We start from the raw sequence: 23,222 nt of genomic DNA, 5'->3' as shown, positions 1-23,222 counted from the left end.
TCACTGCTCGTCGCCGGTGTCCCGCTGGGCCTCGGAAGCGGCCTGCGCGGCCGCGCTCCCGGGACGCTTGCGGGCCACCCAGCCCTCGATATTCCGCTGCTGGCCACGGGCGACGGCCAGCGAGCCCGAGGGCACATCCTTGGTGATGACCGAGCCGGCGGCGGTGTACGCGCCGTCCCCGATCGTGACCGGAGCCACAAACATGTTGTCCGATCCGGTCCGGCAGTGCGAGCCGATCGTGGTGTGGTGCTTGGCCACGCCGTCGTAGTTCACAAAGACGCTCGCCGCGCCGATGTTGGTGTACTCGCCGATCGTCGCGTCGCCGACATACGACAGGTGCGGGACCTTCGTCCCCTCGCCGATCTCGGCGTTCTTCATCTCGACGTAGGCGCCGGCCTTGGACTTCCGGCCCAGCTTCGTCCCCGGCCGCAGATACGCGTACGGGCCCACGAGCGCGCCCTCGCCGATGACGGCGGACTCCGCGACGGTGTTGTCCACACGGGCGCCCTCGCCCACCGTGGTGTCCGTCAGCCGCGTGTTCGGGCCCACCTCGGCACCGGAGGCCAGGTGGGTGGAGCCCAGCAGCTGGGTACCCGGCTGCACCAGCGAGTCCGGCTCGAAGGTCACCGTCACGTCGATCCAGGTGGAGGCCGGGTCCACGACCGTCACACCGCTCATCATCGCGGCGTGCAGCAGCCGCTCGTTGAGCAGCTTGCGGGCCTCGGCGAGCTGGACGCGGTTGTTGATGCCCAGGATCTCCCGGTGGTCGCCCGCGACGGCGGCACCGACCCGGTGGCCGGCCTCGCGCAGGATCCCCAGGACGTCGGTCAGGTACTCCTCGCCCTGGCTGTTGTCCGTACGGACCTTGCCGAGCGCGTCGGTCAGCAGCTGGGCGTCGAACGCGAACACCCCGGAGTTGATCTCACGGATGGCGCGCTGCTCGTCGGTGGCGTCCTTGTGCTCGACGATCGCGGTCACGGCGCCCGAGGCGGCGTCGCGCACGATGCGGCCGTAGCCCGTGGAGTCGGGCACCTCGGCGCTGAGCACGGTCACGGCGTTGCCGTCGGCGGCGTGGGTGTCCGCGAGGCGCTTCAGGGTCTCACCGGTGAGCAGCGGGGTGTCGCCGCAGACGACGACCACGGTGCCGTCGAGGGCGATACCGCTGTTCGACAGCTCCTCCAGGCCCATGCGCACGGCGTGGCCGGTGCCGTTCTGCTCGTACTGGACGGCGGTGCGGACCTCGGGGTCGATCTCGGCCAGGTGCGCGGAGACCTGCTCACGGGCGTGGCCGACGATGACGACGAGGTGCTCGGGGTCGAGCTCGCGGGAGGCGGCGACGACGTGCCCGACGAGCGAGCGGCCGGAGATCGCGTGGAGGACCTTGGGGGTCGTGGACTTCATGCGGGTGCCCTCACCCGCTGCGAGGACGACGACGGCTGCCGGGCGGTTGGCGCTCACGGGTGTGCCCTTCGGCTTCGAGGGGGGTGGACATCCGCAGGATACCGGGGCGTAAGAAGGTCGAAACGCGCGCGGGTCCTGACCTGGGAGGTCAGGACCCGAGGATTCGAACTTTGAGCTCCCCCGCTAGGACTCGAACCTAGACCGAACACCTCCAAAGGGTGCCGTGCTGCCAATTACACTACAGGGGATGGCAAACCAGGCCGAAAGGGACGATCCCTAGATCGTCGCTTTGACCCCCACCACTATGCCGTACCACCAGCCTTCGATGCGACGGTACAGATCGGCGCTTCTCAGGACGACGACGACCAGGCAGCCGTGATAGCCCTCGCCCACGTTCTTGCGGACCGTTTTCGGATTGTGCTTCTTGAGAGTCGTCTTTTTAAGGGCGGTGGTGTCGACGCCGACCAGGTCCGCCCAGAACTTCTCGGATCTGGCGACATCGGCGTTCTCGTGGATCATCACGCGGTACTGAATCCGGTCGGGCTGCACGCCGAGCAGTGCCAGCCATGCCAGGTAGACCTGGATCATGTCGGGATCGCTGTTGATGAATGTGGCGCGCTCGTAGAGTCGGTGTGGCTTGCTTTTGGAGCCTTCGGACCAATAGAGCCCGACTCCGATCAGGAACAGCTCGCGGTCGGTCATCCGGCCGATCTCGTGCGCGGCCTCCAGCTTCGTCTCGATCCGCTTGATCGCCTGGGCCCGTCTGTGCGGGGCCCATCGGGCCTCCCGCATCTCGTGCATCTGCTTCGCCGTCTTCTGCGGCTTGGGAAGATCCCGCACCCACAGCGACACCGAGCTCTTCGCCACACCCAGCTCGGCGACGATCTCGTCGTACGTCTTCCCGGCCAGCCGTAGCTCGCGGGCGCGGGCGCGCATGTCCGTCTTTGCTTGAACCATGACGTCAGCGTCCGCGCCCGGCCGCACCGGAAGGATCGAATCCGCGATCGATTCAGCGTTTCGGGCGAAACATGCTCCTTTCGCCCTCGTTCGGATCCGCTCCGTGCTGCCGCGCGCACGGGAAAACCGATGGCGCCCGCCCGTAGTCTGGGTGGTATGACCGCAACGGGGGCAATCGTGGAAGAGGGCGCGCGCGGCGCGCCCTCGGGGCCGTGGTGGTGGGCTCGGCGGCGGAGCATGGTGCTCGATGTGGCGCTGGCTCTGGTGTCGGCTCTGGAGTGTCTGCTGGAGGGTGTCTCCTTCGCGCACGGGGTGGGGATGCCCGCCGAGCTCGGCGGGCTGATAGGCGTGCCCGTGGGGGCCGCTCTGGTGGTGCGGCGGCGCTGGCCGGTCGCCGTGGTGCTGATCTCCATAGCGACGACTCCGGCCGAGATGGGTTTCCTGCTCGGCATCGTCGGTCTGTACTCGCTGGCGGCCTCCGAGGTGCCCCGGCGGATCATCGCCGTGCTGTCGGCGGCGTCGCTGCTGGGCACGCTGGTGGTGGCGGTCGCCCGGTTCCATCAGGACATGGCCCAGGACGGTTACCACCCGGGCTGGTGGTCGATGCTCGCGATCTCCGTGCTGCTGGCGCTGGGGCTGACCGCGCCCCCGGTGCTGATGGGGCTGTACGTGGGGGCGAGACGTCGGCTGGTGGAGAGTCTGCGCGAGCGGGCGGACGGTCTGGAGCGGGAGCTGTCGCTGCTGGCCGACCGGGCGGAGGAGCGGGCGGTGTGGGCCCGTAACGAGGAGCGGACCCGGATCGCCCGGGAGATGCACGACGTGGTGGCGCACCGGGTGTCGTTGATGGTCGTGCACGCGGCCGCGTTGCAGGCCGTGGCGCTGAAGGATCCGGAGAAGGCTTCGCGGAACGCGGGGCTGGTGGGTGACATGGGGCGCCAGGCGCTGACGGAGCTGCGGGAGATGCTGGGCGTGCTGCGGACGTCGCAGGACGGATCGCCGGCTGCCGAGCGGCCGGGGGCGGCGGAGTCGCAGCGGTTGGCGGAGGTCGCGGCGGCCGTGTCGGCCCGTGCGCGGGCGGCGTCGGGTGTGCCGGTGGTCTCGGCGGTGTCGGGTGTTCCGGGTGTTCCGGTGGCGGCTGTCGTGGACGGTGGGCCGACGCTGGAGGGGCTGGAGGACCTGGTGGGTCAGTCCCGGGATGCCGGGATGGCCGTGGAGTTGTCCGTGATGGGCGAGGAGCGTTCGTACGCGCCGGGTGTGGAGCGGACGGCCTACCGCGTGGTGCAGGAGGCTCTGACGAACGTCCACAAGCACGCGCCGGGCGCCAAGGCCGTCGTGCGGCTGGCGCACCGGGACGCGGAGGTGGCCTTGCAGGTGGAGAACGGTCCGTCCGACGGTGGCGGTACGGACGCGGGGCTGCCGAGTGGTGGCAATGGCCTGGTGGGCATGCGGGAGCGGGTGACGGCGCTGGGCGGGGTGTTCGTGTCGGGGCCGACGGACGCGGGGGGATTCCGGGTGTCGGCGGTCATTCCGGACGCGGCGGCGGCGTAGCGCGCGCCGCGCGCGTCGTGGAGTGCTAGTGCGGGCTCGCCGCCGAGAGGCGTGAGGGCCTGACGCCCGTCACGAGTGTTCCGATCGCGTGGTCGATGTCGGAACCGAGGTACCAGTCTCCGGTGTGGTCAAGGCTGTAGACGCGGCCGTGGGCGTCGATGGCGAGGAGGGCCTGGCCGTCGAGTTCCTGGCCGAGGGGGCAGACCTCGGTGCCGAGTGCGCGGCCGAGGTCGGCGACGGTGCGGGCGAGGTGGAGGCCGTGCAGGGGGTCGATGTGGAAGGGCGTGGGGGCGATGTGCCGGCCCGGTCCGGGGCCGGTGATGTGCAGTCCGCCGAATTCCGCCCAGGCTTCGACGGCGGCGGGGAAGACCGTGTGCCGGTGTCCGGCGGGGGAGACGTGGGCGCGCAGTGCGTCGGCCCAGTTCTCGGCGGCTTTGATGTCCCAGCGTCCTGGTTTCCAGCCGGCTTCGTGCAGGGCGGCGTCGACGGCGACGGGGAAGCGGGTGGCGGCGGTGCGGTCGAATGCGCGCATGGTGGGCGGTCAGCTCCTGCCGTTGGTCGGGGCGGCGGGGTCGACGGCCCGTACGCCGAAGTGGGCCAGGAGTTCGGTGCAGGAGCGGCAGGGCGGGGCGTAGCTGCCGTGGCGGGGGTCGCCGTCCTCGCGGATGTGGCGGGCGGTCACCTTGGCCTGCTTGAGGGCGCGGCGTGCCTCGCCGTGGGTGAGGGGTTTGCGGGCGGCGCGTTTGCTGCGGCCGGTCTCGTGGGCTGTGAGGTAGCGGGTGAGGAGTATGGCTTCGGGGCAGCGGCCGGTGAAGCGTTCGCGGCGTTCGTGGGTGAGGGTGTCGAGGAAGTCCTGGACGAGGGGGTGGAGTCTGGGTGGTTGGTCGGATTTGGCCGCGGTGCAGGTGAGTGTTTCGCCGCGGACGGACAGGGCGGCGGCCACGGCGGGCAGGAAGCCGTCGCGGCGGTGGAGCAGGGCGGGCGGCCGCTCGGCGTCCTCGGTGGAGCTCCAGGTGAGCCGGGGGTCGCCCGGGGTGCTCGCGTCGGTGTGCCGTTCCTGAGTCGTGTGCATGGCGGTTCTTCCCTCCCGTGCAATCCCCCTGTTGCGGGGATCAGCCTGCCAAACGGGGCGGCGGGTGTGGAAGGCAGGTCGGTGTTGTACGGGTCTGGTGTGTCGAACGGTCACCGTGAGGTCACGAGTCGTCGCGGCCCGGTCGTCGACGGAAGGGGTTCGTACGCATTCGCATACGGGTGCGGCCATGGGCGCGGGGTCCTTCTTGCGGCAGCGCATAGGCTGTCGGGCACGAGTGTTCCCGGCGTCCGCCGCATGGCCGGGGTGTTCAGCAGTCCCGCAGGGGTCGGTAGGTCCTGTGGGGAGACACAGTTCAGCAGGGGGCTTCCGCCATGACGACAGGTCGGCTCGGGCAGCAGGCCGCGCCACCGAACGCGGCCTATGCCGGGCAGGTCGTGCACTTCCCGGATCCGGTGCGTCGTAGCCGTTATCCCAAGGGTGTGCGCGTCGACGACGACGGTTTCCCGGACTTCTCGGCGTATGCCCGGGCGGCCGCGGAGATCGCCGAGCCGCCGGAGGGTTTCGGTGTGGACGAGTTGCGGCTGACCGACTATGTGTCGGCCAATGCCGCGCAGCATGCCGAGGGGCATGAGCTGTGGGCGAGTCTGTCGCCGGTGGCGACGCCGCACGGCTGGACCTGGCATCACGTCGCGGGGTCCCGCCGGCTGGAGCTGGTGCCGGTGGAGATCAAGGCGCTGCTGCGGCATCACGGTGGGCTGGCGTCGGCCGCCGTCGACCAGGAGAAGCGGGGGACGCGTCCGCTTCAGGAGACCCGTCCGGTGCACTTCGCGCTGCCGAAGCGGGATCTGGCCGTGACGGAGGAGCAGGTGCAGGGCGTCGAGGAGGACCTCGGCTACCGGCTGCCGGGCGCGTACCGGGCGTTCCTGAAAGCGGCGGGCGGTTGTGCGCCGGTGGGTGCCGCGCTCGACGCGGAGCTGGGGCTCCTGATCGACCAGCCGTTCTTCACGGTGCGCGACGAGGCGGCCGTCAACGATCTCGTGTACGTCAACAAGTGTCTGCGCGATCACTTCACCAAGGACTATCTGGGCGTCGCCTTCGTCCAGGGTGGTGTGCTGGCCGTGAAGGTCAGGGGCGAGGCGACCGGTTCGGTCTGGTTCTGTCCGTACGACGACGCGCGCGACCGTGACGGCTGGACGGTGCAGGACCGGGTGGAGCGGCTGCTGCTGCCCTGCGGTGAGGACTTCGACGCGTTCCTGTCGCGGCTGGCGGGTGGTCCGCCGGAGCTGGAGACGGTGGCGAACCTGATGGTGGACGGTGGCTTCGCGCACACCGTCCCGGTGGAGGGATGAGCGGCGCAATGGTGACGTTCGCGCAGGCGCAGGAGCGCGCGGAGCGCTGGGTCAACGGTGATGTGCCGGCCTATCTCCAGCGGGAGGTGAAGGTCCGGGAGTTCGATCTGGGCTTCGTCTGCTGGGCGGAGGACCGTGAGGACGGTCCCCGGGGTGACGGGGGCCGGGTGCGGCTGGTCATCGCGCGGGACAGCGGTGAGACGACGTTGTGGCCCGCGCTGCCGGTGGGCGAGGTGATCCGGCGGTACGAGGAGGAGTACGGGACGGTGGAGGAACAGCCGGCCGGGGGTACGGGGGATGCCGCGCCGCGGCGGCTCGACCTGGAGGCGACGTCGTTCCTGCTGAGCCCGCCGCAGTGGCTTCAGGACGCGGCGGACGCGATGGGGATTCCGGATCGGCGGTCGGGGTCGTCGCAGGCGCCTGAGCCTGCGTCGGCGTCTGCGCGGCCGGAGGCCGAGCCGGAGCCTGTGCCCGAGCCTGAGCCTGAGCGGGCGCCCGAGCCTGCGGCTGCGCCTGTGCTGGTCAAGGAGCCGGCTTCCGAGCCTGCTCCGGCTCCGGCTGCGGCCGCCGAGGCGTGGGCGGGGGCGGACGTCCGCCCGGACGACGATGACGACGACTTCTCCGTCGGCCTGCCTGCCACGGTCCTGGCCCCTGCCCTCTCGGGTTCGGACTTCGACGACACCCCGCCCCCGAGCACGCGCCCGGAGGCCAAGACCGAGCTCCTCCCGCAGGGCAGCGCCCTGCCGCGCACGTCGATCGCCCCGGCGATCGACGGCCTGGACGCGCCGGGCATGCCGCCTGCGCTTGGTGTTCCGGGTGCGCCTGGCGTGCCGCCCGCCCCCGTGCCGGGTGCCCCCGGTCAGTCCGGCGTGCCGCCGGTTCCGGGTGCCGCGCCTGGTGTTCCGGGCGCGCAGGCGCCTGGCGTGCCGCCGGTTCCGGGTGCGCCGGGTCAGCCGGGGATGCCGCCGGCTCCCACCGCCGGGCAGCCCGGCGCTCCGCAGGCCGCCCCGGGTTTCCCGGGCCAGGCCGGTGTCCCGCCCGTTCCCGCCCCGGGTGCCCCCGGTCAGGCCCCGGGTGCGCACGGCCCTGGTGGCCCCGGCCCGTCCGGGATGCCGTCGGCCCCCGGTGCGGATGCCGCTGGTGCTCCGCAGGGCCCCGGCGCCGCTGGCCGGCCCGGGATGCCGCCCGCTCCCGGTGCCCCCAGCGCCCCGCAGGGGCCTGGTGCCCCCGGCCCGTCCGGCATGCCGCCGATCCCCGGTGCTCCGGGCGTTCCCGGTCGGCCCGGGATGCCTCCGGCCCCCGGCGCCCCGCAGGCCCCCGGAACCCCCGGCCAGCCCGGGATGCCTCCGGCCCCCGGCGCTCCCGGTGTCCCCGGTGCCGACCCCGCCGGTGCCCCGCAGGGCCCCGGTGGGGGTGCGCATGCCGCTGCCACGATGCTGGCGAGCCCCGGGGGGCCCGTGCCTCCCGCGCCGCCCGGCGTTCCCGGCGCGCCCGCGCAGCCCGGGGCCCCGCAGGGGCCCGGTGGGGTCGCCCACGCGGCGACCATGCTGGCGAGCCCGGGCACGCCCGGCATGCCCGGCGCACCCGGTGCGCCCGCCGTGCCGCCGCAGGCGCCGGGGCGGCCCGGCGCCGCACAGCCGCCCGGCGGCGGTGTGCACGCGGCCGCGACCATGCTCGCCGGCCCCGGAACCCCGGGCCTCCCCGGCGCGGCCCCGCAGCCGCCGCAGGCCCCCGCGCCCGGTGCCGCCCCCGCCTACGGCTACCCGCAAGCCGCCCCCACCGGCCTCCCCACCGTCGGGCCGGGCTATATGGCCGTGCTCCGTTACCGTGCCCAGGACGGGTCCGAGCAGCAGATCATCCGGCGCAGCGCGCCCGGTACGCCGCATCCCGAGTGGCAGATTCTGCACGAGCTGCGGGCGATGAACGTGCCGCCGCAGCAGGTGCTGGAGCTGCACACGGAGCTGGAGTCCTGTGATCTGCCCGGCGGGTACTGCGCGCGGATGGTGCGTGAGACGTGGCCGCAGGTGCGGGTCAGTCACACCGCCCCGTACGGGCGTGACCACGCCACCCGTCAGCAGGGCATGCGTCATCTCGTGGCGCACCAGGGCGAGCTGCACCAGGTCGCGGACGGTCCCGCGCGGCCCGCGCCGAATCCGGTGCCGTTGCCGCATCCGGGTGCGATCCAGCCGGCGCCGCCGGTCGGGCCGGACGTGATCGGGCGGGAGCTGGCGGAGGCGTTCGGTCCGCAGGGGGTGTTCCGGTTCGATCAGCGGGCCGTGTCCCGGCAGGGCGTGCCGGAGGTCGTCGCTCAGACGCTGGTCTGGGCGGGGCTGCCGGCCGACTTCGGGCCGTTCTTCTGGGCGCAGGCGCAGCCGGGCCGGCCCGTGCCGACGCTGGCGGAGCTCGCCGCCGAGCGCGGTGTGCGGCCGGCGGCGGACGCGGGTTCGTACCTGGTGATGGGCGGGGACTTCGGCCGTCAGTTGTGTGTGCAGTACGGTATGGCGCACATCGTGGCCGTTCCTCTTGAGGCGGGGCCGGACGGCCACCCCGTGCCGCCGCAGTTCGTCAACACGAGCCTTCCTCAGTTCGTTCGCTCTTTGGCGCTGCTCGGGAAGATGTGGCGGTGGCGTTACGGGCTGACGCCGGAGCAGGCCGGGCGCTGGACCGTGGACTTTCAGGAGCAACTGGCCGCGCTGGACCCGGCCGCTCTGTCCACGCCGGAGAACTGGTGGGCCGTGCTGCTGGAGCAGATGTGGGACGGTCTCTTCTAGCGGCCGGTCCAGCGGTCGGTGAGGCGTGCCCGGACGGCGTGGTGCGCCCGGTCCCCGGTTCGGGGCCGGGCGTCCGGCGTCGCGGAGTGTCGTGTCATGGGCGCTCGGGTTGTCCGGGAATGATGGACGCCGACCTGTCGCATACCGGATTTCCGGATATAAGGGGCTACAAGGATGAGTTCACCGGTGTCTCCTGACGGTTTCGCTGTTGTCCGAGGCCGTGGTTACCGGCCCGAGCAGGTCGACCGCACGGTGGCGGAGTGCGCCCGCCAGCGGGACTCCGCCTGGGAGCGGGCCGCTCGGCTGACGGTCCTGGCGCGGGAGATGGAGGACGAGGTGCGGCACCTCGCCCAGGTCGTCGCCAAGCTTCCGCCGCAGACGTACGAGACTCTCGGTCCGCGTGCCCAGGGCCTGGTGGCGACGGCCGAGCTGGAGGCGGCGGGGCTGCGCGAGCGTGCCCAGGCCGAGGCGACGGGGCTCGCCGAGGCGGCGGAGGCCCATGCGCGTTCGGTGCGGGAGTCGGCGCACGAGTACGCGGTGGCGGTGCGTGGCGAGGCGGAGGAGTGGGCGCGGCAGGCGCAGCTGGCAGCGCAGACCGTCGCGGACGATCTGCGGACCACGGTGCGTCAGGAGACGACGGAGCGGCGTGAGGAGTCGCTGGCCGCGTTGAAGGAGATGCGGCAGCGGACGGCTCACATCCTGGCCGAGCAGGAGAAGGAGCACTCGGAGCGCTGGGACGCGGCTGGGCGGGAGATCGCCGAGCGCGAGGCGGCGATGGACGCGCGGGTGGCGGCGCTGGAGGAGTACGCGCGTACGGCGCTCGGTGAGGCGCGGCGCCGGTACGCGGACACGGAGGAGGCCGCGCGGCACGGCCAGGAGGACGCCGAGGCGCAGGCGGCGGCGGTGATCGCGCAGGCGCGGGTGCGCGAGGAGCGCATCACGCGGGACACCGAGCGGGTGCTGCGTGAGCACGAGGAGCGGCGTGAGGAGCTCAAGTCGCACATGGCGCACGTCCGGCACAGCCTGGCGGCCCTGACGGGCAAGCCGGTGGCCGAGGACGTGGCGGCGAACGAGTAGCGAGCGGTACGGCGGACGGCCCCGCCTCCTTGTGGGGGCGGGGCCGTCGTGCGTGCTGCTTCTCGTTACTTCTTGGTGGGTGTCGTCGAGGGCGTCGCCGAGGGCGTGGCCGGGGCCGGGGTCTGCGTCGCGGGGGCCGCGACGGTCAGTTCCAGGTCGAGGATCGCGCCGTCGGTCGTGGTCAGGTGCAGGATGTACGTTCCTGCGTGCTCGTCGGTGAACAGCGTCGGCAGGGTGACGTAGCCGTTCTCGTCCGTCTTGACGAGGGTGACCCGGCGCTGCGGGGTTTCGCCCCCGTCCAGGAAGTACGGGCCGGTCGTGGCGGGCGTCTTGCCGTCGCGCTCCAGGACGGTGGCGGTGACCATCGCGCCCGCGACGGCCTTGCCCTTGTCCGTGGCCTTGAGCTTGACCTGCGCCTTGAAGGAGCTCTTCGGAGCGGCCGTCAGGTCGCCCTTTCCGTCGCGTTCCAGGGCGGTGGCGCGCGGGGCGGGTGCTGCCTTGACGGTGCCGGCGAAGTCGACCGTGATCTTTGCGCCGCCCTTGCCGTCGACCGTGGCGCGGACGGTGAAGTCGCCGGCGAGCCTGCCCGCGGTGAGCTTCGGGGCGACGGCCTTGCCGTCCTTGTCGACGGTGACGGTGGCGGTGCGGCTCTTGTCCTCGAAGCGGGCTTCGGTCCTCAGGCCGACGACCTCGAACGTGACGCGGGTGCCCGCCGGGGCGGCCTTTCCGTCGGCGGTCAGGGCGCGGACGGCCGGCTGGTCGGCGAAGGTCTCGCCGGCCGTGGCCGTCAGCTGCTCGTCGCCGACACGGTCGAGGCGGGAGACGGCGGCCGGCTTCTCCGGGGTGGGCTTGTCCGGGTTATCGGGCTTGCTTGGGTTGTCGGGCTTGGGCTTGTCCGGCGTCGGCTTGTTCGGAGTCGACGGCGTCGAGGGCTTCGAGGGCGTACCGGGCTTGGAGCTGCCCGTACCGCCGTTGCCGCCGTTGTTGCCACCGTTCCAGGGCGGCGTCGGCGTGGGCTTCGGGCCGCTCCACGGCGGGGTCGGCGTGCGGGACGGCCCGGTGCCGGTGCCGGTGCCGGTGTCGGGCGTGGTGCCGACCTGGCCGCTCTGGTACGTGCGCATCCAGGCGAGGACGGCGTTCACGTACTCGCGGGAGTTGTTGTAGCTGAGGATGGCCCGGTCGAGGTCGGCGGGGTCGCGCAGGTCCTTGCTGCCGGCGCAGAGGTAGCGGGCGGTGCCCGCGGCCGCGTCGAAGATGTTGTTGGGGTCGGCCTTGCCGTCGCCGTTGCCGTCGACGCCGTAGCTCTCCCAGGTGGAGGGGATGAACTGGGTCGGCCCCACGGCCCGGTCGTACTGGGCGTCGCCGTCCCAGCGGCCGCCGTCGGTGTCCTTGATCTCCGCGAACTGGCCGCCCGTCAGCCGGGGCCCCAGGATCTGTCTGTCCGTCGTGCCGTCCGAGCGCAGCCCGTAGGAGGCCGCGTGCTCGGACTCCACCTTTCCGATGCCGGCGACGAGCTGCCACGGGATGTGGCAGCCCGGGTAGCGCTCGGCGGCGAGCTTCTCGGCGTTCTTGTACGCGGCGAGGGCGGTCACGGGGATGCCCGTGCTGCCGTCGGGGGTGTCACCGCGGCCGGCGGGGGAACCGGGCTTGCCGGAGGCGCCGGGGCGCGGGACGAGGTCGGGGAGGGTGAGGTTGGGGACGCCGTGCGGCTTCCGCTGCGGATTGTCGGGCCCGGGGGACGGGTCGCCGCCGAACGCGCCGCTCGCGGGGCTGGCGCCCACCGCGGCGGTCGTGAGGCTGGCGACGAGCAGAGCGGTGCACAGTCCCTGGCGCGAGACGCTCGCAGCGCGGGTACGAAGTATCTTCACGGAGGCTGCTTCCTCGGGAGACCGGCGGCCGTGTGAAGGGGTTCGCCCGTCTCCCCCCTCGGCCATAGACCCGAACATTAATTCCCAGTGGCCGCAATTGTCTTGTCCGGGGACTGGCTTCACAGATTCTTCGCGGCCTCTTCTTCCGCAAGTGGCCTTCCGGAGTGGGTACTTCCGGGCTTTTGCGCGGCCGACGCGTGGCCGGTGCGTAGCGGAGCTCCCGCCTCCGTCAGGGTCGGCCCTGCGAACCCCTAGGGGTATCGCCGTACGTTCTCCACCTCCCGGTTCGTACCGCAGGAGGAGGAGTGGGGCCCGGGCCGCTGCCTACATTTCTGTGAGCGGCCGGAGTGCGGGGGGTGGGGCTCGGGGCGCTTCGGCATGAGCCCACACCCGCAATAGGAGAAGCACACCGTGACAACCGCTGTATCGATACCCATGGCCGGGGGCACCGGAGGCCAAGCGGCCGTCGCGGCGCGGGCCCGGCAGGTCGTCAAGGCCTACGGGTCCGGGGAGACCCGGGTAGTCGCCCTCGACCAGGTGGACGTGGACATCGCCCGTGGCCGGTTCACGGCCATCATGGGCCCGTCGGGGTCCGGCAAGTCCACGCTGATGCACTGTCTGGCCGGGCTCGACACCGTCAGCTCGGGGCAGATATTCATCGACGACACCGAGATCACGTCGCTGAAGGACAAGAAGCTCACACGGCTGCGCCGGGACCGGATCGGCTTTATCTTCCAGGCGTTCAACCTGCTGCCGACGCTGAACGCCCTGGAGAACATCACGCTCCCCATGGACATCGCCGGCCGCAAGCCCGACCAGGCGTGGCTGGACCGGGTCGTCGACACCGTCGGTCTGTCCGGGCGGCTCAAACACCGCCCGAACCAGCTCTCCGGCGGTCAGCAGCAGCGCGTCGCCGTGGCCCGCGCCCTCGCCGCCCGGCCCGAGATCATCTTCGGTGACGAGCCCACCGGCAACCTGGACTCCCGCTCCGGCGCCGAGGTCCTCGGCTTCCTCCGCCGCTCGGTGGACGAACTGGGGCAGACCATCGTCATGGTGACGCATGACGCCGTCGCCGCCTCGTACGCGGACCGGGTCCTCTACCTCGCCGACGGGCGCATCGTCGACGAGATGTACGAGCCCACCGCCGACGCCGTCTTCGAGCGGATGAAGAAGTTCGACGCCCGTGGGCGGGTGTCGTGACCGTCCTCAAGACCTCCCTGCGCAACGTTCTCGCGCACAAGGGACGCATGGCGCTCTCCGCCGTCGCCGTCCTGCTGTCGGTGGCGTTCGTGTGCGGCACGCTCGTCTTCACCGACACCATGAACGCCACGTTCGACAAGCTCTTCGCCTCCACCGCCGCCGACGTCAGCGTCTCCCCGAAGAAGACCGACGACGCCCAGGAGACCGGCCGGCCGGAGACCGTCCCCGCGTCCCTGGCGCCCCGCCTCGCCAAGGTGACCGGCGTGGCCAAGGTCGAGCCGCACGCCACCAGCAAGCAGCTCACCGCGGCCGACGCGAAGAACAAGAGCATCAGCCCCGAGTCCGGCGCCCCCACCGTCGGCACCAACTGGGACGAGAGCCAGAAGAAGTCCGTCGAGATCACCAGCGGCCATGAGCCGCACGGCCCCGGCGAGACCGTCCTGGACGCCGACACCGCCAAGAAGCACGGCCTGAAGACGGGCGACAGGCTCCGGGTCATGGCGGCCCCGGGTGACTTCTCCGTGACGATCGTCGGCATCGCCACGTACAAGACCACCAACCCCGGCGCGGCCGTCCTCTACTTCGACACCCCCACCGCGCAGACCCGGCTCCTCGGCGGCGCCGGCGCCTACAGCGGCTACGGGCTGACCGCCGCCCCCGGCGTCACCGACGAGGATCTGAAGCAGAACGTCACCGCCGCCCTCGGCACGGACGGCGCGGACTTCGCGATCCGGACCGCCGCCGAGACCAAGGCCGAGAACAAGAAGGACATCGGCTCGGTCCTCGACGTCATGAAGTACGCGCTGCTGGGTTTTGCCGGCATCGCCGTCCTCGTGGGCGTCTTCCTCATCGTCAACACCTTCTCCATGCTCGTCGCCCAGCGCACCCGCGAGACCGGCCTGATGCGGGCCATCGGCTCGAGCCGCTCGCAGGTCCTGCGGTCCGTGCTGGTGGAGGCGGTCCTCCTCGGCGTCGTCGGCTCGGTGCTGGGCATCGGCGGCGGTATCGCCCTGGCCGTGGGACTGATGGAGCTCATGGGCTCCATGGGCATGAACCTCGACACCTCCGAGCTCACCGTCAAGGCCACCACGCCCGTCGTGGGCCTGCTCCTCGGCGTCGTCGTCACCGTCCTGGCGGCCTTCCTGCCCGCCCGGCGGGCCGGGAAGATCTCCCCGATCGCCGCCCTGCGCGACGCGGGCACCCCCGCCGACGGCAAGGCCGGAAGGATCCGGGCCGTCATCGGCCTGACTCTCTCGGCCGCCGGCGGCGCCGCGCTGCTGGCCGCCGCGAACGCGGACGAGCCCTCGGCCGGCTCGGGCCTGCTGGGCCTGGGCGTACTGCTCACCCTCGTCGGCTTCGTGGTCGTCGGCCCGCTGCTGGCCGGCTTCGTGGTCCGCGTCATCAGCGCCGTCGTTCTGCGGGTCTTCGGCCCCGTCGGCCGGCTCGCCGAACGCAACGCCCTGCGCAACCCGCGCCGTACGGGCGCCACGGCCTCCGCCCTGATGATCGGCCTCGCGCTGGTCGCCGCCCTGTCGGTGGTCGGCTCCTCCATGGTCGCCTCGGCTACGGACCAGCTCGACAAGTCCGTCGGCGCGGACTTCATCGTCCAGAGCGACCACGGGCCGCTCACGCCGAAGCAGAGCGAGGCCGTCCGCCGGGCCACCGGCATCGCCCACTTCACGACGATCACCACGGTCAAGGCCCGGATCGCCCTCCCCGACGGCACGTCCGTCACCGAAGGTTTGAACGCCTCCCAGGCCACCTACGGCGAGGACCTCCGCACGGAGACCGTCCAGGGCACCTTCGCCGATGCCTGGGGCAAGGACGCCATGACCCTCCCCGAGGGCTTCGCCAAGGACCACAGGATCAAGCTGGGCGACCGGCTGACCGTCACGATGACCGGCGGCCGCGAGGCCAGGCTCCAGGTCAAGGCCATCACCTCCGACGACACCAGCATCAACAAGGGCGGGATGTTCATCGGCCTCGACACCGCCCGGCAGTACCTGCCTGCGGACCGGATGCCGCTGGACATGCTGATCCTCGCCAAGGCCGCCGACGGCCACGCCAAGGAGGCCGCCGCCTCCCTCAAGGCCGCCGTCGCCGACTACCCGCAGGTCAAGGTCCGCGACCAGGCCGACTACAAGAAGCTCATCCAGGACCAGGTCGGCCAGCTGCTCAACATGATCTACGGCCTGCTGGCCCTCGCGATCATCGTGGCCGTCCTGGGTGTCGTGAACACCCTCGCCCTGTCGGTCGTCGAACGCACCCGCGAGATCGGCCTGCTGCGCGCCATCGGCTTCTCCCGCCGCCAGCTGCGCCGCATGATCCGCCTGGAGTCGGTGGTCATCGCCCTCTTCGGCGCGCTGCTCGGCCTGGGCCTGGGCATGGCCTGGGGCACCACGTCCCAGCGACTGCTGGCCACACAGGGGCTGGGCGTGCTGGACATCCCCTGGCCGACGATCACCACGGTCTTCCTCGGCTCGGCGGTGGTGGGCCTCCTCGCCGCGCTCATCCCGGCGTTCCGGGCGGGACGGATGAACGTCCTGCGGGCGATCGCGACGGACTAGCAGGCCGCTGCCCGAGGAAACGACGGCCCGGACGCGCCACGGGGGTGCGAGTCCGGGCCGTTCGTCTTCCCGGGGCCCCGCCCCGGACCCCGGTCCTCAAGCGCGCGTCAGCGCGGGGCCCCGCGCCGAGCCCCGGCACGTGTCGGCACCCCGTCGTAGTCTGGAACCCCCGGCTCGGCCGCCCGCAGGGCACCCGCGTCGGGCTAGTCGCGTTGTCCACCCCCGGGACGGGATGCACTTCATGAGCCTGCACGGTCTGCTCGACGCCGTCGTCAACGATCCGGCGCTCGCCGAAGCGGTGAAGGCCGCGGGCGACGGCAACCGGCCGCACATCGACCTGGTCGGCCCGCCCGCCGCGCGTCCCTTCGCGATCGCCGCGCTCGCCCGGGACGCCGGGCGGCCCGTGCTCGCCGTGACCGCCACCGGCCGGGAGGCCGAGGACCTGGCGGCGGCGCTGCGCTCGCTCCTCCCGGAGGACGCCGTCGTCGAGTACCCCGCGTGGGAGACGCTGCCGCACGAGCGGCTGTCCCCGCGCTCGGACACCGTCGGCCGCCGCCTCGCCGTGCTGCGCCGCCTCGCGCACCCGAGCAAGGACGACCCGGCCGCGGGGCCCGTCAGCGTCGTCGTGGCGCCCATCCGGTCCGTGCTCCAGCCGCAGGTCAAGGGCCTCGGCGACCTGGAGCCGGTGAGCCTGCGCACGGGCCGGACCGCCGACCTCGAAGAGGTCGTGGCCGCCCTCGCCGCCGCCGCGTACTCCCGCGTCGAACTGGTCGAGAAGCGCGGCGAGTTCGCCGTCCGCGGCGGCATCCTCGACGTGTTCCCGCCGACCGAGGAGCATCCCCTCCGCGTCGAGTTCTGGGGCGACGACGTCGAGGAGATCCGTTACTTCAAGGTCGCCGACCAGCGCTCCCTGGAGGTCTCCGAGCACGGCCTGTGGGCCCCGCCCTGCCGTGAGCTGCTGCTCACCGACCAGGTCCGTGAACGAGCCGCGGCCCTGGCCGAGGAGCACCCCGAGCTCGGCGAGCTCCTCGGGAAGATCGCCGAGGGGATCGCGGTCGAGGGCATGGAGTCCCTCGCGCCCGTCCTCGTCGACGACATGGAGCTGCTCCTGGACGTGCTGCCGGCCCGCGCGATGGCCGTGGTCTGCGACCCCGAGCGGGTCCGGACGCGGGCCGCCGACCTGGTCGCCACCTCCCAGGAGTTCCTCCAGGCGTCCTGGGCCGCCACGGCCGGCGGCGGCGAGGCTCCCATCGATGTGAACGCCGCGTCCTTGTGGAGCATCGCCGACGTTCGCGACCGGGCCCGTGAGCTCGGCATCATGTGGTGGTCGGTCAGTCCGTTCGCGGCGGGAGAGGCGGGCGAGGACGGTGACGAGGGGCTGGGCGGCGACGTCCTCCGGCTCGGCATGCACGCCCCCGAGACCTACCGCGGCGACACCGCCCGCGCCCTGGCCGACACCAAGGGCTGGGTCGCCGACGGCTGGCGCACGGTCTTCCTCACCGAGGGCCACGGCCCCGCCGCCCGTACGGCCGAGGTGCTGGCGGGCGAGGGGATCCCCGCCCGTCTCGACGCGGACCTGCCGGGGCTGACGCCCGCCCTCGTCCACGTCTCCTGCGCGAGCCTCGACAACGGCTTCGTCGACCCCGCCCTCAAGCTCGCGGTGCTCACCGAGGCCGACCTCACCGGCCAGAAGTCCGCCAGCAAGGACCTGGGCCGGATGCCGGTCCGCCGCCGCAAGACCATCGACCCGCTGACCCTCCAGGCCGGGGACTACATCGTCCACGAGCAGCACGGCGTCGGCCGCTACCTGGAGATGATCCAGCGCACCGTCCAGGGTGCCACCCGCGAGTACCTGCTCGTCGAGTACGCCCCCGCCAAGCGCGGCCAGCCCGGTGACCGCCTCTACATCCCCACCGACCAGCTGGAGCAGGTCACCAAGTACGTCGGCGGCGAGGCCCCCACCCTCCACCGGCTGGGCGGCGCCGACTGGACGAAGACCAAGGCGCGCGCCAAGAAGGCCGTCAAGGAGATCGCCGCCGACCTGATCAAGCTCTACTCGGCCCGGATGGCCGCCCCCGGTCACTCCTTCGCACCGGACACCCCCTGGCAGCGGGAGCTGGAGGACGCCTTCCCCTACGCGGAGACGCCCGACCAGCTCACCACCATCGCCGAGGTCAAGGAGGACATGGAGAAGACCGTCCCCATGGACCGCCTGGTCTGCGGCGACGTCGGCTACGGCAAGACCGAGATCGCGGTCCGCGCGGCCTTCAAGGCCGTACAGGACGGCAAACAGGTGGCCGTGCTGGTGCCCACCACGCTGCTGGTGCAGCAGCACTTCGGCACCTTCTCCGAGCGCTACTCCCAGTTCCCGGTGGTCACCAAGGCCCTTTCCCGCTTCCAGACCGACACGGAGGCCAAGGCCGTCCTGGAAGGCCTGCGCGACGGCTCGGTCGACATCGTCATCGGCACCCACCGTCTCTTCTCCTCCGAGACCAAGTTCAAGGACCTGGGTCTGGTCATCGTCGACGAGGAGCAGCGCTTCGGCGTCGAGCACAAGGAGCAGCTGAAGAAGCTCCGCGCCAACGTCGACGTCCTGACGATGTCCGCGACCCCCATCCCCCGCACGCTCGAGATGGCGGTCACCGGCATCCGCGAGATGTCGACGATCACCACCCCGCCGGAGGAGCGCCACCCGGTGCTCACCTTCGTCGGTCCGTACGACCAGAAGCAGATCGGCGCCGCGATCCGGCGCGAGCTGCTGCGCGAGGGCCAGGTCTTCTACATCCACAACCGCGTCGAGTCCATCGACCGGGCGGCGGCGAAGCTGCGCGAGATCGTGCCCGAGGCGCGGATCGCCACGGCCCACGGCCAGATGGGGGAGTCGGCGCTGGAGCAGGTCGTGGTCGACTTCTGGGAGAAGAAGTTCGACGTGCTGGTCTCGACGACGATCGTCGAGTCGGGCATCGACATCTCCAACGCCAACACCCTCATCGTCGAGCGCGGCGACAACTTCGGCCTGTCGCAGCTCCACCAGCTGCGCGGCCGGGTGGGCCGTAGCCGTGAGCGCGGCTACGCCTATTTCCTCTACCCGCCGGAGAAGCCGCTCACCGAGACCGCGCACGAGCGGCTGGCCACCATCGCCCAGCACACGGAGATGGGCGCGGGCATGTACGTCGCCATGAAGGACCTGGAGATCCGCGGCGCGGGCAATCTCCTCGGCGGCGAGCAGTCCGGTCATATCGCGGGCGTCGGCTTCGACCTCTACATCCGGATGGTCGGCGAGGCCGTGGCCGACTACCGGGCCTCGGTCGAGGGTGGCGCGGAGGAGGCGGAGGCGCCGCTCGAGGTGAAGATCGAGCTGCCCGTCGACGCGCACGTCCCCCACGACTACGCGCCGGGCGAGCGGCTGCGCCTCCAGGCGTACCGGGCCATCGCCTCGGCCAACTCCGAGGAGGACATCAAGGCCGTCCGCGAGGAGCTCACCGACCGCTACGGCAAGCTGCCGGAGCCCGTGGAGAACCTGCTGCTGGTCGCCGGGCTGCGGATGCTCGCGCGTGCCTGCGGGGTCTCCGACATCACCCTTCAGGGCTCCAATGTGCGCTTCGGCCCGGTGGAGCTGCGCGAGTCCCAGGAGCTGAGGCTCAAGCGGCTCCACCCGCGCACGGTCATGAAGCCCGCCACCCGGCAGATCCTGGTGCCCCGCCCGGCGACCCGTCCCATCGGCGGCAAGCCGCTGGTCGGGCGCGAGCTGCTCGCGTGGACGGGTGAGTTTCTTACGACGATCCTCGGCTGAGGCCGGGTGCTCAGGGGCGTGGGCCCCTGAGCACCCGGGCGCGGGTCAGCCGATGTGCCGCAGGACGGCGTAGCCGCTCTCGGTGCCGAGCACGGTGAAGGTGGCCCCCGGGTGCCGGTGCCGCGCGTCCTCGACGAGGTCCTGCGCGGTCCGGCCGTCGGTTATGCGCAGCGCGATGTAGGCGGGGACGATGCCGCGGGTGTCGCCTATCCAGAAGACCCGGCAGCGGTGGACGAGCCGGCTTATGGGGGTGATGTCGGCCTCGACGGTGGCGTTGTCGGGGATCCGGTCGAAGAGGCGTTCCGCGGCCTTGACGCTCTCGGGTATCCGGTAGGTGTCCGGCATGGTCAGGGAGTACACCGGCAGGGACGCGCTGAGCGCGAGGGCCGCGGCGAGGACGGCGGCGGGCAGCTGGTGGGCGTAGCGGCGCATCCATTGGCGGCCGGCGCCGCGCGCCTTGGTGAGCGCGTCGGTGAGGGCGATGAAGACGATGGGCATCAGGACGGCGCTGTAGTGCCAGTCGGTGCCCCAGTAGTGGTCGTCGTGGGAGGCGAACCGCCAGCCCAGGGTGGGCAGGGCGACGAGCAGCACCGGTGAGCGCAGTGCCAGCAGTCCGGTGGTGGGCAGCAGGATCCACAGCAGGGTGCGGACGGCGGTGTCCACGGGGATGGTGGGTGCGGGGCCGCCGTCGCCGCTGAGCTTGTTCCAGTAGTCGTAGGAGCCGCTGTTGTTGAAGCCGGGGATGATCACGCCGAGGGCGAGCGCGGTGGCCGCCAGTCCGAAGGCCACCAGTCCGCAGGCCAGGGCCATGGCGCGGGGGTCGCGGCCCGTGCCGCGCAGCCGGAGGAGGATCACCACGCCGATGGCCGCGGCCGTGACTCCGAGGTCCTCCTTGACCAGGGCCAGCGGAACCGCCCAGAGCACCGCGGCCGTCCACCGCCGGCGGACCAGCGCCTCCAGGGAGAAGGCCAGCAGCGGCATGGCGAAGGCGATCTCGTGGAAGTCGAACTCGACCGCGCGCTGGACTCCCCAGGACAGTCCGTAGGCGATGCCGATCGCCAGTCCCCGGCCGCGGCCGAGGAGGTGGGCGGCGAGCCGGGTGACCGGCACGGCCGACAGCGCGAACAGCGCGGCCTGCACCACGAGGAGGGTGACGGGGGTGGGGAAGACCCGGTAGAGGGGGGCGATCAGCGCGGTGACGGGGCTGAAGTGGTCGCCGAGGATGTTGGTGCCGGGGCCCTTGAGGTCGGCTATGGGGGCCCGTAGATGGGCGTAGGCCCGTATCGCCTGCTCGAAGATGCCCAGGTCCCAGGACATGGTGAGCATCCGCAGATGACGGCTGACGGACAGGGTGGTGTAGAGGACGAACAGGGCGGCGCCCACCCAGTAGGGGTCCAGTCCCGGTGCGCGCAGCCGGGCGGACGGGGGGCGGCCGGCCGGTGTGGCCTCGGCCGGGCTGTGGCCTGCTGCCGACACGTCGGCGGTGGCCGAGTCCATGGGTGGTCCTCTCTGCTTCCTACGGCTTCCGGGGGCTGCTTCGTGCCCCTTGGCTGGCTTCAGCCGGTTTTCTTGCGGTCCGTGCTCCCTGCTGGTCTTGAAGTATGCGTCCTCGGCGGCGGGCGTCACGATGCCGTCGGACGCCGGGATCCGGCGCTCTCTCCGGCGGCTGGGCCGGACGCACGCGCGATGCCACTCTCCCGGGAGTCTCCCCGGGGCTTCGCGCATCCCGGCGGACCGCGAATCGTTGGCCGAATCAGTGGCTTGGGCCACGCGGACTGCCTACCATCGATCAACGCCAGGCCGATGGACCGCACGTCGCGGGGCGCCGCCCCGCCCTACGCCCCTGCCCACGCATGCCGCACGATCTCCGTTGCCGGGAGGCTTCATGATCCGCCGCAGGACAGCGCTCTCCGTCTCCGCCGCCGGGCTGCTCGCCGTGCCCCTGCTCACCGGCTGCGGCTCCACCCCGCATCCCGGTGCCGCCGCCGTGGTGGGCAAGGACCGGATCACCGTCGCCCAGCTCCAGAACCAGGTGGAGGACGTGAGGAAGGCGCAGCGGTCCTCGCCGCAGGGGCGGCAGCTGCTGGCGGGCAGCGCCCGGCTCGGCCAGGACACCCTGGTGCGGCTGATCCAGTACCGGGTCATCGAGGCCGCCGGCCGGGACAACGGCATCGACGTCACCCGGCGGGAGCTCCAGGAGCGCCGGGAGGAGGTCGAGAAGCTGCTCGGCGGCCCGGCGGCGGTCGACAACCGGTTCCTCGCGGCGGGGATCGCCCCCGACCAGGTCGACCAGGAGTTGTCGGCCGGGCTCGTCCGCGCCAAGCTGGAGAAGAAGCTCGGCCAGGCCCGTGCCGTCGACGAGCTGATGAAGACGTCCGAGGCCCTGCGCGTCGACGTCAATCCGCGCTACGGCACGTGGGACGCCAAGCGCGGCACGGCCCGGACCGTCCAGGAGCCCTGGCTGCGCCCCGCCGAGCAGCCCGCCCCCGAACAGCCCGCCTGAGCGGGCTCGGCCGCGCCCGAAGGGGCGCGGGGAACTGCGCGACCAGCCACGATGTGCCCGCAGCGCTTGACTTCCAGCGGAGCGCTTAGGCTCGGCCGTGTGACTGACCGCGTGAACGCTCCCGCCGACGCCCCCGAGGGCGACTCCCTCGGCCGTATCGTCCTGCTGACCACCAGCCACCGGGTCGCCCCCGGTCTGCTGTCCTGGCCGGCGTGGCAGACGCTGCGCGCCGCCGACCGGGTGCTGTGCGCCGACGCCGGCCACCCCCAGCTGCCGTATCTGGGGGAGGCCGGCGTCGTGGTCGAGCAGGCGGCGCCGGTCGCGCGGGAGCTCGTCGACTACTGCGCGGCGGGCGGGCGTACCGCCGTGGTGCTCACCTCCGCCGAGGGCGAGTCGGCCCTCACCGACGGTCTGGCCCGGCTGGCGGGCTCCGGCCGGGAGTCGATGCCCGCGCTGGAGCTGCTCCCCGGCTCGTACGATCTGCCCGGCGCCCGGCTGCTCGACCTGGTGCAGGTGATGGACCGGATCCGCGTGTCCTGCCCGTGGACGGGTGTCCGTACCCATGAGGACCTGGCGAAGTACGGGCTGGAGGAGATGTACGAGCTCCTGGAGGCCATCGAGACCGGTGACCGGGAGGAGCTCCGGGAGGAGCTGGGCGACGTTCTGCTCCAGGTCGTCTTCCACGCCCGGATCGCCCAGGACGACCCGGACGAGCCGTTCTCCGTCGACGACGTCGCCGCCGGGATCGTCGACAAGCTCATCCACCGCCACCCGCACGTCTTCGGGGAGGAGTCCGCCGAGACGCCGGAGGAGGTCAAGGCGCACTGGATGCGGACGAAGGCCGCCGAGAAGCGCCGGGAGTCGGTCACCGAGGGCGTGCCGCTGGGGCAGCCCGCCCTGGCCCTCGCCGCGAAGCTGGCCTCCCGGGCCCGCCACGAGCGGCTGGAGGTGGCCCTGCCGGACGGGGACGGCGTCGGCTACGAGCTGCTGGCCCTGGCCGTACGGGCGGAGGCGGCCGGTGTGGAGCCGGAGACCGCCCTGCGGGCGGCCGCGCGCACCTATCGTGACGCGATCCGGGCCGCCGAGGAGGCCCGTGGTGAGACCCGTGGCGAGGCCGGTGGCGGGGCCCCGGAGTAGCGCGGACGGGGCGTTCGC

General features: G+C 72.3%; 15 protein-coding genes and 1 tRNA gene. 9 read left to right on the top strand and 7 right to left on the bottom strand.

The window, feature by feature from the left end; translation table 11 throughout:
• The 3 genes from glmU to RM609_RS06285 all read right to left on the bottom strand — a co-directional run bounded on the left by glmU (position 1) and on the right by RM609_RS06285 (position 2,406).
• Complete coding sequence (gene glmU / locus RM609_RS06295) at positions 1-1,458, bottom strand: bifunctional UDP-N-acetylglucosamine diphosphorylase/glucosamine-1-phosphate N-acetyltransferase GlmU (protein WP_311608614.1); 1,458 nt, start codon at positions 1,456-1,458, stop codon at positions 1-3.
• 118 nt (positions 1,459-1,576) lie between these two features.
• Positions 1,577-1,649: transfer RNA gene (locus tag RM609_RS06290), tRNA-Gln, on the bottom strand.
• Positions 1,650-1,677: 28 nt separating this feature from the next.
• Positions 1,678-2,406: a hypothetical protein gene (locus tag RM609_RS06285; RefSeq protein WP_438828398.1), complete on the bottom strand. Its 729-nt coding sequence runs from the start codon at positions 2,404-2,406 to the stop codon at positions 1,678-1,680.
• 108 nt (positions 2,407-2,514) lie between these two features.
• On the opposite strand from RM609_RS06285, the gene RM609_RS06280 reads away from it, so the two are divergent.
• Entirely contained in the window at positions 2,515-3,906 is a 1,392-nt protein-coding gene (locus tag RM609_RS06280; RefSeq protein WP_311608612.1) for a sensor histidine kinase, read from the top strand.
• Between the two features lie 25 nt (positions 3,907-3,931).
• On the opposite strand, the gene RM609_RS06275 is transcribed toward RM609_RS06280, so the two are convergent.
• Both RM609_RS06275 and RM609_RS06270 read right to left on the bottom strand, forming a co-directional pair.
• Entirely contained in the window at positions 3,932-4,438 is a 507-nt protein-coding gene (locus tag RM609_RS06275) for an SUKH-3 domain-containing protein (protein WP_311608610.1), read from the bottom strand.
• A 9-nt stretch (positions 4,439-4,447) separates the two neighbouring features.
• The gene (locus RM609_RS06270) at positions 4,448-4,978 is read right to left on the bottom strand and encodes a YwqJ-related putative deaminase (RefSeq protein WP_311608609.1); all 531 of its coding nucleotides are present in this window, start codon (positions 4,976-4,978) and stop codon (positions 4,448-4,450) included.
• Positions 4,979-5,310: 332 nt separating this feature from the next.
• On the opposite strand from RM609_RS06270, the gene RM609_RS06265 reads away from it, so the two are divergent.
• The 3 genes from RM609_RS06265 to RM609_RS06255 all read left to right on the top strand — a co-directional run bounded on the left by RM609_RS06265 (position 5,311) and on the right by RM609_RS06255 (position 10,136).
• Positions 5,311-6,288, top strand: coding sequence for an SMI1/KNR4 family protein (locus tag RM609_RS06265; RefSeq protein ID WP_311608607.1), 978 nt, complete (start codon positions 5,311-5,313; stop codon positions 6,286-6,288).
• Positions 6,289-6,296: 8 nt separating this feature from the next.
• Positions 6,297-9,059: an SUKH-4 family immunity protein gene (locus RM609_RS06260; protein WP_311609130.1), complete on the top strand. Its 2,763-nt coding sequence runs from the start codon at positions 6,297-6,299 to the stop codon at positions 9,057-9,059.
• Between the two features lie 186 nt (positions 9,060-9,245).
• A complete protein-coding gene (locus RM609_RS06255) occupies positions 9,246-10,136 on the top strand; it encodes a coiled-coil domain-containing protein (protein ID WP_311608605.1) in 891 nt (296 codons plus the stop codon).
• Between the two features lie 65 nt (positions 10,137-10,201).
• Here the strand turns inward: RM609_RS06255 and RM609_RS06250 are convergent, their stop codons facing one another.
• Positions 10,202-12,004: a lytic transglycosylase domain-containing protein gene (locus RM609_RS06250; RefSeq protein ID WP_311608603.1), complete on the bottom strand. Its 1,803-nt coding sequence runs from the start codon at positions 12,002-12,004 to the stop codon at positions 10,202-10,204.
• Positions 12,005-12,439: 435 nt separating this feature from the next.
• On the opposite strand from RM609_RS06250, the gene RM609_RS06245 reads away from it, so the two are divergent.
• The 3 genes from RM609_RS06245 to mfd all read left to right on the top strand — a co-directional run bounded on the left by RM609_RS06245 (position 12,440) and on the right by mfd (position 19,564).
• Positions 12,440-13,204 carry an ABC transporter ATP-binding protein gene (locus RM609_RS06245; RefSeq protein WP_438828397.1) on the top strand — a complete coding sequence of 255 codons (765 nt, stop codon included), beginning with the start codon at positions 12,440-12,442 and terminating at the stop codon, positions 13,202-13,204.
• Positions 13,201-15,771, top strand: coding sequence for an ABC transporter permease (locus RM609_RS06240; RefSeq protein WP_311608601.1), 2,571 nt, complete (start codon positions 13,201-13,203; stop codon positions 15,769-15,771). Before RM609_RS06245 ends, RM609_RS06240 begins: the two co-directional genes overlap by 4 nt.
• Positions 15,772-16,012: 241 nt before the next feature.
• Entirely contained in the window at positions 16,013-19,564 is a 3,552-nt protein-coding gene (gene mfd, locus RM609_RS06235) for a transcription-repair coupling factor (protein ID WP_311608599.1), read from the top strand.
• Positions 19,565-19,609: 45 nt separating this feature from the next.
• Here the strand turns inward: mfd and RM609_RS06230 are convergent, their stop codons facing one another.
• Positions 19,610-21,061, bottom strand: a complete 1,452-nt coding sequence (locus tag RM609_RS06230; RefSeq protein ID WP_311608598.1) for a DUF2079 domain-containing protein — start codon at positions 21,059-21,061, stop codon at positions 19,610-19,612.
• A gap of 388 nt (positions 21,062-21,449) precedes the next feature.
• Here RM609_RS06230 and RM609_RS06225 point away from each other — a divergent pair, with 388 nt between their 5' ends.
• On the top strand, positions 21,450-22,067 hold the full coding sequence (locus tag RM609_RS06225) for a SurA N-terminal domain-containing protein (RefSeq protein WP_311608597.1): 618 nt from the start codon (positions 21,450-21,452) through the stop codon (positions 22,065-22,067).
• Positions 22,068-22,118: 51 nt separating this feature from the next.
• Positions 22,119-23,204, top strand: a complete 1,086-nt coding sequence (locus RM609_RS06220; protein WP_438828392.1) for a nucleoside triphosphate pyrophosphohydrolase — start codon at positions 22,119-22,121, stop codon at positions 23,202-23,204.
• The last annotated feature ends 18 nt before the right edge of the window (positions 23,205-23,222 follow it).

The sequence above is a fragment of the Streptomyces hesseae genome (assembly GCF_031845785.1).
In the GTDB taxonomy this organism is placed as follows: Bacteria; Actinomycetota; Actinomycetes; order Streptomycetales; family Streptomycetaceae; genus Streptomyces; species Streptomyces hesseae.
This window is presented reverse-complemented; position numbering and strand designations above follow the sequence as displayed.